This is a genomic window from Chitinivibrionia bacterium (genome assembly GCA_009779925.1).
In the GTDB taxonomy this organism is placed as follows: Bacteria; Fibrobacterota; Chitinivibrionia; order Chitinivibrionales; family Chitinivibrionaceae; genus WRFX01.
This window is the reverse complement of sequence record WRAZ01000019.1, coordinates 26,073-37,468: the sequence shown is the minus strand read 5'-3', so window position 1 is coordinate 37,468 and position 11,396 is coordinate 26,073. Positions and strand designations below refer to the sequence as shown.

The 11,396-nt window shown below is 45.2% G+C and carries 6 protein-coding genes; all 6 read left to right on the top strand.

Annotation, left to right across the window (positions count from 1 at the left end):
- Nucleotides 1-1,233: SLBB domain-containing protein (locus FWE23_06880; GenBank protein MCL2845156.1), on the top strand; the 1,233-nt coding region annotated here is incomplete at its 5' end.
- A gap of 15 nt (nucleotides 1,234-1,248) precedes the next feature.
- A complete protein-coding gene (locus tag FWE23_06875; GenBank protein MCL2845155.1) occupies nucleotides 1,249-3,003 on the top strand; it encodes an NADH-dependent [FeFe] hydrogenase, group A6 in 1,755 nt (584 codons plus the stop codon).
- Between the two features lie 107 nt (nucleotides 3,004-3,110).
- Nucleotides 3,111-4,349, top strand: coding sequence for a PLP-dependent aminotransferase family protein (locus tag FWE23_06870; protein ID MCL2845154.1), 1,239 nt, complete (start codon nucleotides 3,111-3,113; stop codon nucleotides 4,347-4,349).
- Nucleotides 4,346-5,383, top strand: a complete 1,038-nt coding sequence (bioB, locus tag FWE23_06865) for a biotin synthase BioB (GenBank protein MCL2845153.1) — start codon at nucleotides 4,346-4,348, stop codon at nucleotides 5,381-5,383. Before FWE23_06870 ends, bioB begins: the two co-directional genes overlap by 4 nt.
- Nucleotides 5,380-7,341 (top strand): DEAD/DEAH box helicase, encoded by a 1,962-nt coding sequence (locus tag FWE23_06860; protein ID MCL2845152.1) that lies wholly within the window; start codon nucleotides 5,380-5,382, stop codon nucleotides 7,339-7,341. The genes bioB and FWE23_06860 overlap by 4 nt, the downstream gene beginning before the upstream one ends.
- A gap of 106 nt (nucleotides 7,342-7,447) precedes the next feature.
- Nucleotides 7,448-11,365 (top strand): hypothetical protein, encoded by a 3,918-nt coding sequence (locus tag FWE23_06855; GenBank protein ID MCL2845151.1) that lies wholly within the window; start codon nucleotides 7,448-7,450, stop codon nucleotides 11,363-11,365.
- The last annotated feature ends 31 nt before the right edge of the window (nucleotides 11,366-11,396 follow it).

Sequence of the window (11,396 nt, the reverse complement as noted above, 5' to 3'; positions counted from 1 at the left end):
GAAGGCGACCCGGGCGCTTATATGGACAGAAGTATAATCGAAGGCGACTCACACAGCATAATCGAGGCTATGACAATCGCGGCAAAAGCGATTGGCGCTCAGCAAGGATTTATCTACATCAGAGCGGAATACGGTTTGGCGGTAGAGCGTATGTTGTTTGCGTTGAAACAATCGCGCGAATACGGCTTCTTGGGTAAAAATATTCTCGGAAGCGGCTTTGACTTCGACATCGAAATTCGTTTGGGCGCGGGCGCGTTTGTCTGCGGCGAAGAAACGGCTCTTTTGGCTTCAATCGAAGGCGAGCGCGGAATTCCGAGAGTTCGTCCTCCGTTCCCTGCGGTAAAAGGACTTTGGGGAAAACCTACGCTTATCAATAACGTTGAGACGTACGCGTGCGTTCCTTATATTATACTTCACGGCGGCGAAAAATTTGCAAGCGTGGGAACGCAAGGTTCTCCCGGAACAAAAGTGTTTGCGCTTACGGGTAAAGTAAATAATACCGGGCTTGTAGAAGTTCCGATGGGAACAACTTTGCGCGACATCATATTTGAAATCGGCGGCGGAATAAGAGGCGGACACGCGTTTAAGGCGGTTCAGACGGGCGGACCTTCGGGCGGCGTTCTTGGACCCGACAAACTCGACACTCCGATTGACTTCGACACATTGGTTGCCGCGGGCTCTATGATGGGGTCGGGCGGTATGATTGTAATGGACGAAAAAGACTGTATTGTTGATATTGTTCGCTTCTATCTTGATTTCTCGGTCGATGAAAGTTGCGGAAAATGCGCGCCTTGCAGAATCGGCGGCAGAAAACTGCTTAATATTCTTGACAAAATCGCCGAAGGAAAAGGCGAAATGAGCGATATAGACCAAATTAAGGAAATTTCTGAGACTATGCGCCGCGCTTCGCTTTGCGCGTTGGGTCAGACAACTCCAAACCCGGCTTTGTCTATAATCAACTACTTCCAAGACGAATTGCTTGCTCACATCAGAGACAAAAAATGTCCTGCGGGCAAATGTAAAAACCTGCTTGAGTTCAAGATTATTCGCGAACTTTGCGTGGGTTGCAGTTTGTGTGTGAGAAAATGTCCCGCGGACGCGATTTATCAGGAAGATTGCGAGCCGTTGCCGGGCAAAAAGAAAGCGCCGTATGTAATCGACCAAAGCAAATGCGTAAAATGCGGCGAGTGTATTCCGGCTTGTGGTAAATTTAAAGCAATCATTAAGGAATAAGAGAGGAGTGTAAAAATGGCTACTATAAATTGTAAAATAGACGGTATTGATGTCAGCGTTCCCGCGGGAACTACCATCCTTGACGCCGCAAAAAAAGCAGGTTTCAAAATTCCGGTTTTGTGCTATCATCCCGATGTGGAAGCGTGGGCGTCTTGCGGAATTTGCGTAGTTAAAATGAAAGGCTCGCCGAAACTTTTCCGCGCTTGCGCCATTGCGGCTGAAGAAGGAAAAGAATACATAACAAGCGACGCCGAACTGCTCGAAACAAGAAAAGCGGTTTTGCAGTTGATTTTGTCGAACCACCCCAACGACTGCCTTAATTGCAGACGAAACAACAACTGCGAATTGCAAGCGCTTACGGCGGATTTCGGTATAACGGAGCAACCTTATTCTATGGATATTAAAGGACTTCCGAAAGACGAATCGACTAATTCTTTGGTGCTTGAAAGCGAAAAATGTCTTAAATGCGGACGTTGCGCGCTTGTTTGCCAAAATAAGCAGGGTGTTTACGCGCTCGAATTTATCGGCAGAGGCGAAAACACGTATATGGTTCCTGCGGCGGGCGTTAAATTGGCGGATTCTCCGTGTATCAAATGCGGTCAGTGTTCGGCTCATTGCCCTGTAGGCGCAATTTACGAAAAAGACGAAACAAAAACGGTTTTTGCCGCGCTTAAAGACCCCAAAAAGCACTGCGTTGTGCAGGTTGCTCCTGCAGTCAGAGTTGCTTTGGGCGAGGCGTTTGGTATGCCCGTCGGCGAGTTGATTACAGGCAAAATGTACGCGGCGCTTAGACGTCTCGGCTTTGCAAAAGTATTCGATACAAACTTTGCCGCCGACCTTACCATTATGGAAGAAGCGAGCGAGTTTATCGAGCGTTTTACAAAGGCAAAAGACAAACTTCCGCTGATAACTTCGTGCTGTCCTGCGTGGGTTGATTATATGGAAAAGTACTCTAACGACCTTATTCCGCATTTCTCGACCTGCAAATCGCCACAGCAAATGGAAGGCGCAATGATTAAAACCTACTACGCGCAAAAAGCGGGAATTGACCCCAAAGACATATACGTAGTAAGCGTAATGCCTTGCACGGCAAAGAAGTTCGAGATAAGCCTCAGCGATATGGATTCCGCAGTAAAAGGCACAAAAGACGTCGATGTAGTTATTACCACTCGCGAACTTGCGCGAATGATTAAACAGGCGAGCATCGACCTTGTAAACGCCAAAGACGAAGAAGTTGACCCGCTTTTGGGAACTTATTCGGGCGCGGGAACAATTTTTGGCACAACAGGCGGCGTTATGGAAGCGGCTTTGAGAACAGCGGCTGCTAAAATCAGCGGCAAAGAGCTCGACAAAGTCGAATTTGACGCTCCGAGAGGCACTGCAGGCGTAAAAACCGCAGAACTCGACGTTGCAGGCAACAAGGTTCGTATTGCAGTAGCGCACGGAATGGTAAATATTGAGACGGTGCTTAACGAAATCCGCGCGGCAAAAGCGGCGGGCAAGGAAACTCCGTATCACTTTATCGAAGTTATGGCGTGTAGCGGCGGTTGCGTAGGCGGCGGCGGACAACCTCACGGCACAACCGAAGAGTATCGCGCAAAAAGAACTGCGGGAATATACAAAGACGACGAGATTTCCAAAATTCGTTGCTCGCACAAAAATCCTGAGATTATTACAGCCTACAAAGAGTTTTTGGGAGAGCCGAACAAAGGAAAAGCACACGATTTACTTCACAGGGCGTATCAGAAACGTCCGCTTTATAACAAGTAATTTCGGTGATATAAATAAAAAAGGGGCGAAGGAAATTTCGCCTCTTTTTTATTCCGGCAGAACGTATTTTATTGCCAAAATTACAGTTAATAAAAGGGGAATGCGCAGTGCAATTTGCCAAATCTATAGAAAAATTAAGAGCGAGCGAAATTCGTGAGCTTATGAAACTTGCAAGCGACCCGTCGATTATTTCGTTTTCGGGCGGAATGCCGAACAACGACCTGTTTCCTGTCGATGTAATGGAAAAAATTACGCAAAACTTATCGATTGCCGACAAAAAAAAGGCGTTTCAATACGGTCCCACAGACGGAATACCCGCGCTTAAAGAATCACTTGCAAAATATTTGCAGAGTAAGGGGCTGCCACTTGATGGCAATAAAATTTTAATTACAACGGGAGCGCAACAGGCTATAAATTTGATTACGAAAGTTTTAGTTGACCCGAAAGACAGAATACTTACCGAAGACCCGTCGTTTATCGGCGGAATTGCGGCGTTTAATTCGTACGACGCCAATGTTGAGGGTATCGCAATGGACGAGGGCGGAATAAATATTGCCGCGCTCGAAAATGCAATGAAAAACGGCGAAAAACCGAAGTTTTTGTATGTAATTCCATATTTTCAAAATCCTGCGGGAACGATTTATTCGCCCGAGCGGAAAATAGAACTGCTCGATTTCATAGAAAAACACGATTTGCCTATGCTCGAAGACGACCCTTACGGCGAATTGTGGTTCGACGAAGAAGTCAAGGGTTGGGTTAAACCGATGAAAGCAATAGCCGCAGAACGACAAACTGTAGGGGCGGGTTTCAAACCCGCCCCTACATACAAAGACAACATTATGTACGTCGGAAGTTTTGCAAAGATTTTGGGACCGGGTTTTCGTTTGGGCTATATGCTTGCTCCAAGCGAACTTGTCGATAAATGCGAGTTGGCAAAGCAGTCGCAGGACGCGTGTTCTTCGACTTACACGCAAGTTTTGGCAAGCGCTTATTTGCAAAGCGGGCAGTTAGAGCCTTATTTGGAAGCGCTCAGACCAAAATACAAAAAAAGAGCGCAAATTATGCTTGACGCGCTCGACAAATATATGCCCAAAGACCAAGGAATTACTTGGACGAAACCTCGCGGAGGATTTTTTGTGTGGGCGACTTTGCCCGAAAATATTGATTCGAGCGACGTGTTTAAGATAGCAGTCAAAAACGGCGCGGCGTTTGTTGTCGGCAGAGCGTTTGACCCAAAAGGAAAAAAGAACAACGGTATGCGTTTGGCGTTTTCGGGCGCAGACGAAAATAAAATAGAAGAAGGCGTTAAAATAATAGCAAACGCGGTTAAAGAGGTATTAAATTGAGAGATTTATTTTCAAAACTGCAAAGAGCAATAGAAACTTTGCAAGCTATAGATAAAGATACGGCGTTAGAGATTTTGAATATCGACAATGTCGATTTTCCTATGCTTCTTGGCTACGCAAACAAACTTCGCGTGAAAACACAGGGAAGTGGTGTTCGCATTTGTACAATTACGAACGCAAAAAGCGGCGCGTGCAGTGAAGATTGCGCATTTTGCGCTCAGTCGGCTCACAGCAAAATAAAAGGCGAAATTTATCCGATGAGAAACAGCGAAGCCATTGCAAAAACTTACGCTGAAACACCGAAAGACGCGTTTTGCTTCGGGGTGGTAACCTCAGGCGAAGGGCTAAATGATATCGACATTGACGTATTGATAGAGGCGATGAAACGTAGGGGCGTATTGCATACGCCCAAAAACAACGACGAATGCGGGGAAACAGGGCGTATGCAATACGCCCCTACGAATGAACGCCTGCCCGACTGGAGCGCGTCTTTGGGAATAATAACCGACGAACAACTGCTGAAACTAAAAAATGCAGGGATGGCGCGCTATCATCATAACATAGAAACGGCGAAAAACTTTTATCCGCAAATCTGCACAACCCACAGTTGGGATTTGCGCGCAGATATGGCAAAGCGCGTAAAAAAAATAGGCTTGGAATTATGTTGCGGCGGAATACTGGGCGTAGGGGAGAGCAAAGAGCAGAGGGTAGAGTTGGCAATGGAACTTGCCGAAATCGGAAGCGATATTATTCCGCTTAATTTTTTAATTGCGCTTGAAGGAACAAAACTCGAAAATTTGCTACCGATGAAACCTTTGGATATTCTCAAAATCGTTGCAATGTTTCGTTTTACCAATCCAAACGCAGACATAAAAGTGGCGGGCGGGCGAGTGCATTTGCGCGAATTGCAGTCAATGATGTTTTTTGCGGGGGCGAACTCAATAATAAGCGGCGGACTTTTAACTACTCCGAACTGTAGTACCGAAAATGATATGAAACTTATTAACGACTTAGAATTGGAAGTTTGTAAATGATGGAATACTTAGGGCATAAATTAGACGCGTTTCAGGAGCAAGCGATTATTGCATTGGACGAGGGAAATTCGGTTTTGGTATCGGCTCCGACGGGTTGCGGAAAAACATTGATTGCGGAATACGCCGTTGAAAAATCGCTGAACGAAGGGAAAAGGGTGATTTATACGGCGCCGATTAAGGCGTTGTCAAACCAAAAATATCGCGATTTTCGTATTCGTTTCGGGGAAAGCGCCGTCGGAATTCACACAGGGGACGTCACTATAAATCCGACCGCGCCGATTTTGATAATGACTACCGAAATTTTCAGAAATATGATTTTGGAGCAGTCGAACCGCCTTGACGACGTGCTTTATACAATTTTTGACGAAGTGCATTTTATTGACGACGAAGAGCGCGGCACGGTTTGGGAAGAAAGCATAATTTTGGCGCCCGAAAACATTCGCTTTTTGTGTTTGTCAGCGACCGTTCCGAATATTGACCAACTCGCAGAATGGATGCAGGCGGTGCGAAAAGGCAGCAAATTTGTCGTAATTAAAGAATACGAAAGGGTTGTTCCGTTAAAATACCATCTTTTTTCGGGAAGATACGGCGAAGTTTCCTTAAAATATTTGGAAAGAAAATATGTTTGGGATAAGAAAAAACGCCGCAAAATGAGATTTGCCAAGCCGAATTGCCGCAAAGTTATTGATTTTGTTAGGGCGAAAAACGGCAGTCCCATACTTTATTTCTGTTTTAATCGAAAATCTTGCGAAAAAAACGCTCTCGATAACTGCCGCCTTCAACTTTTGAGTGAAGACGAAAAACAAAAATTATCAATAATGGTCGATGAATTGGTCGGTTGCTACGGAATAGCCGATTATGCCAAGCTGGACTCAATGAAACACCTGTGGAAAGCGGGAATTGCCTATCATCACGCGGGAATAATACCTGCGGCGAAAGAGATTGTGGAGCGTCTCTTTTCGACGGGGCTAATAAAAATTTTGTTTTGTACCGAAACCTTTGCTTTGGGCGTAAATATGCCTGCACGCTCGGTAATTTTTGACGAAATAGAAAAATTTAACGGTGTGGAATTTGAATATCTTACAAATCGCTCGTATTTGCAGATGGCAGGGCGTGCAGGGCGTCGCGGAATGGACAAAGAGGGTAATGTTTATTGTCATATTGTTCCCGAAATTACCGACCCCAAAGAGGTAAAACGTTTGTTTTTCGGTAAAAGCGAGCCTATCAGAAGTCGTTTTTTTGCGCAATATTCGACCATTCTTTCGCTTTACAGCAGGCACGGCGAGGGCGCATTCGACATTTTCCGCAAAAGTCTGAGAAATTTTAAAGGCGGGGATTTTATTATTTCTACCTCGTATCAAAAAGAGGAGAACCAGATAAGACGCCGCATAGAATTTTTGCAAAGCGAAGGCTTTTTGGATGGGCAAAACTTAACACCAAAGGGCAAACTTGCAATGGCGGTCAGCGGCTACGAAATTCAGGCGGCGCAACTTTATTACACTCGGTGTTTTGATTTGCTTTCGCCTGAAGATATTTGTTGTCTTTTGGGTGCGGTAATTTATGAAACCCGAAAGAAAAATGCAAAAATCGACATTCCCGAAACTATTATTAAGATAAACAACGACGGCGAAAAAGTGATAAGAAAACTTCGTGAAAAAGAGATTAAGTCCGGCATTAAAGAAGATAATGCCATAAAAGAACTTGATTTTTCTTATACGCCTATAACTTTGTCGTGGGTAAAGGGCGGCGACCTCGAAAAAATCGGCTCTTTCAGCATTCCCGAAGGCGACATTATCCGTCATTTCAGAATGATTGTACAACTGATAAAGGTAATAAAGTTGCATATTGAAGACCCTGTGACTATCGAAAACCTGAATAGTGCAATGCGGTTGATAAACCGTGGCGCAGTTGACGCAGAAGCAGAATTGGGCGTTGAGGTCAGTTCGTTGAGCAAGTAGGGGAGTTTTTTGTATAAATATTATCGAATTTCCGTAAAAAATTGTCATTTTTGTAGTGGCAAATGATATTTTCTGCAAAATTTTCAAGTAAAAAAGGGTGGTTTTTATGCAAAATACTACAAAAAAAATATTGAAATGGGTAGCAATTTCGTTGGCGGCAATAATTTTGATTATTGGGGCGGTGGTCGGTTTATTCTTTTATATGCTTAGTCCTGCGCAACTTACACCTTTGGTCAATAGGTTCAGCACCGAATTTCTTGATGCCGATGTAAAATTCAATTCTGTTGAACTTTCGCTTTTGGAAGAATTTCCCAAAATCAGCATTAAACTTATTGAAGGACAAATTATTTCTCACGCAATGAGAACGGATACTGCATATTTGGCGTATCACCCGCAAGGAGTGGACACTCTTATACGTTTTAACGAACTTATGGTGTCGCTGAATGCGAGGGATTTGTTGGGCGGCAACATTAACATAGAACGTATTCGTATTTCGCAACCTATAGTAAATGCGTACGTGTCGCCGTCGGGGCGCGCTAACTGGGAGATTTTTGCAGAAACCGAAGCCGATACGACCGCCGCAGACACGCCCGACGATATGCCGTTTGAGCTGAATATCGAGCGATTTACAGTCAGAGGACCTGCAAAAATCAGTTATAAATCCGTTCCCGATTCTATGAGTTTGCAGGCAAATATCGGCGGCAGATTGCGTTTAAGAGGAAACATTACTCCCGATATGGAAAACATTGAAATTCACAGGTTTTTTGCTTCTCGAATCGAATTGGCTTTCCGTTCGTATTCTGAGGCAATGAATATGCATTCGCAGGTATCGCTTGACAGTCTGTTGATTGACGGAATGCTTACTCCCAATATGGAAAAACTTGAAATTAACAGATTTATTCTTTCACAAGTGGAACTCGGGCACATTTCGCATTCGGATTCTATGGATTTGCAGGCGTCAATCGGCAGGGTGCTTCTGGAGGGAAAAATTACGCCCGACACCGCACGTCTCGAAATCGACAGGATTGCATTTTCGGATATAAATTTTAACGGCGAGCTTAAAAACGACGATATTAACGCGCGCTTATTGCTGAAATCGGCAGTGTTTGAGGCGGTGGAAAATCGTCGGGAATACACCGCGGACATAGATGCGGCGGTTTGGGCTACGGTAGAAAAGCAAATGTTTGCTGATTCGCTTCCGTTAATATTTGGCGGAACGCTTTTACTCAATCCCGAAAATCTTTTCTTTTTGGGGCTTAGAGACATTAGTTTAACAATTGCCAATTTGCCCGAACTGCAACTTAACGGCGAACTTACTTTTGCGGAAGACGGTGTCGAAACCGACTTGACAGCAAGGATTACGGCGCTTCCCGTCCAGAGGTTATTGGCGCTTGTTCCTGCAGGCTTAAACACCGAAACAAATAAAATACGGACAAATATCGCAATTACTTTGGATGCAAAAATAAACGGTAAATACGAGTTTACGGAAAACGGAAAAATGCCGAGCGTTGTCGCAAATATCAGAGTGCCGAGAGGAAATCTTACATACAGACAAAGCAGAGAAGAGGAGTTGAAAATCGACAATTTTGCGATTGACGCTACTCTGAATTTCGACCCGACCACGCCTCAGAGAACGGGAATAAACGTCAGAAACATAGACCTGCAAGCATTGTCGGCAACGCTCAAAGGAAATTTGAACGCGACAAACTTACTCGACGACCCCAACATTACAATGAAACTGACGGGGACTGCCGATTTGAGAGAGTTGATGAAGTTTGCTCCCGACGATTTAGGGATAACCGCTCGCGGAAACATCGGATTTAATGCCGATGGTTCGTTTATATTGAGCCAACTTAACGAGCGGGATTTGGCGAGAAACAATCTTGTTGTGCAGGTAAACGCCAACAGAGTGCGTCTCCGCATTCCCCAAGATACCATAAGTATTATGGTCGAAAGAACTAATTTGGAACTTAACACGACCAACAGAAGAGTGAGCAGAAGAACGGGTGAAGAAAGACGTCAAATAACCATAGATTTCAAGTCGGATTCGGCGCGTATAAGACTTCCGAGCCGCGAAACGGTAGCTTTTTCCAAAGTGAATTTGGCGGCGCGCTCATCAGACGATGTTTTAACGGGCGGCAACGGAAGCGTTATACCGATGTCGGGAACTTTTACGGCGGGTATGTTGCAATACACGGCTTTGGATTCTTCGACAATAACCTTACGCGAAGTAAAAACCAGTCTGAGAATGAGAGGGCAAAGAGAAAACCGCGCTTTACCGGCTATAACCTTTGAAACCGAAGCCTCGCGTTTAAGTATGAGGGGAGCTGAAGGAAGCCGCTTCAGCGTTCGCGATGCGAGTATTGCTCTTACGGCAAACAGAAACGACCCGAACGCTCAGAGAACACGGCAGAGAGCGCCTGTAAATTTAGATTCGCTTCAATTATTATTTCCCGATATTGAACGCGACGCTTTGGAAGCGCACGCTCGAAGCCAACGCCGAGCAAGCAGAGATGCAGTCCGTGCCGCCGACGATTTTGCAGGCGACGATATTGACATAGCCAACACGGAAATCGGGGCGCTTTTGAGGGATTGGGCTTTGGACGGGGCTATAAAATCTCGCACGGGAAGAATGGTTTCGCCGATGTTTCCTTTGCGCACTCGCCTGCAAAACATTGACTTAGCCTTTACAAGCAACGACGCCACGCTGAACAATGCCGATATACATTTGGGTGCGTCAAGAATAAATGCCACGGGCAGGGTCGATAATATACGTCGTGCGATGAACACAGGTCGCGGACTAAGAATAACAACCAACATTAAAGCCGACACGCTCAACATAAACGAACTTCTTGCGGCGGTAAATGACGGAGCCGCATTTGCCGAAACAACAGAGGAGCAAAGAAGGGCGATAGCAGGCGCACAAGACGAAGACCAACTTGAAAGAATGCTTCAGGAGCTGAACGAAGGCAGAGACGAAGATGTTCCGCAACTCGTTGTAATTCCCTCAAATGTGTCAATTGACGCGAGATTAGACGTTCGCAACGGAAGATACGCCGATATAACAATAGACAGATTGACGGGCGGTTTGCTTATGCGCGACAGGGTTTTGCAATTAAATGATATAGTAGCAAAAACGAGTATGGGTGAAATAAACCTGACCGCGCTTTACGCCACACGTAGCAGAAAGGACATAACATTGGGTGTTGACCTTGATTTCAAAGATATACAAGTCGAAGATTTTATATCAATAATTCCTGCAGTTGATGAATTTGCGCCTATGCTTTCGTCGTTCAGAGGAATAGTAAACGCTCAGATTGCGGCGACTATGTCTCTTGATACGACAATGGACATTATTTTACCCAGCATTAACGCTTCCTGCAGAATAAGCGGCAGAAATATGGTGCTTTTGGACGGTGAAGACTTTGCCGAAATAGCACGAACTCTGAGGTTCAGAAACCGTGAAGAAAATTTGGTGGACAGCATTTCGGTTGAGATGCTTATAAGCAATAATGAAGTGCAAATATTCCCGTTTATTATGGAAATGGACCGCTACAGAGTGGCTATAAGCGGCATTCAAAATCTTGATATGTCTTTCCGCTACCACATATCGGTGCTTCGTTCGCCTCTGCCTTTTAGATTAGGGGTTAACGTTTCGGGAACTGAGGATAATATGAGATTTCGCCTCGGAAGAGCAAGATACAGAGACAATAATATGCCGACCCACGTAACAGTGATAGACGAGACGCGAATAAACCTTCGCTCGCAAATCGACAACTTCCTGCAACTCGGAATTGACGCCGCACGTTTCAGTCAATTTGAAGCGCCTGCCTTAGATCAACCGTTGGGCGGTGGCGGCGACGAAATGACTGCGCAAGACTCGTTAGCGCTTTACAGAGACGGAATGACAGAGTTTCGCCCTGTCAATTTTGAAGCAATGATAGCCGCCGAGACACCTGCGACCGACGACGACCAAAATCAGCAACGTCGCCGCAACAGAAGAGACGCAAGGCGCGACGATTGATTTGAGCGTGGTAAATTAAGAGGTTTAGGTA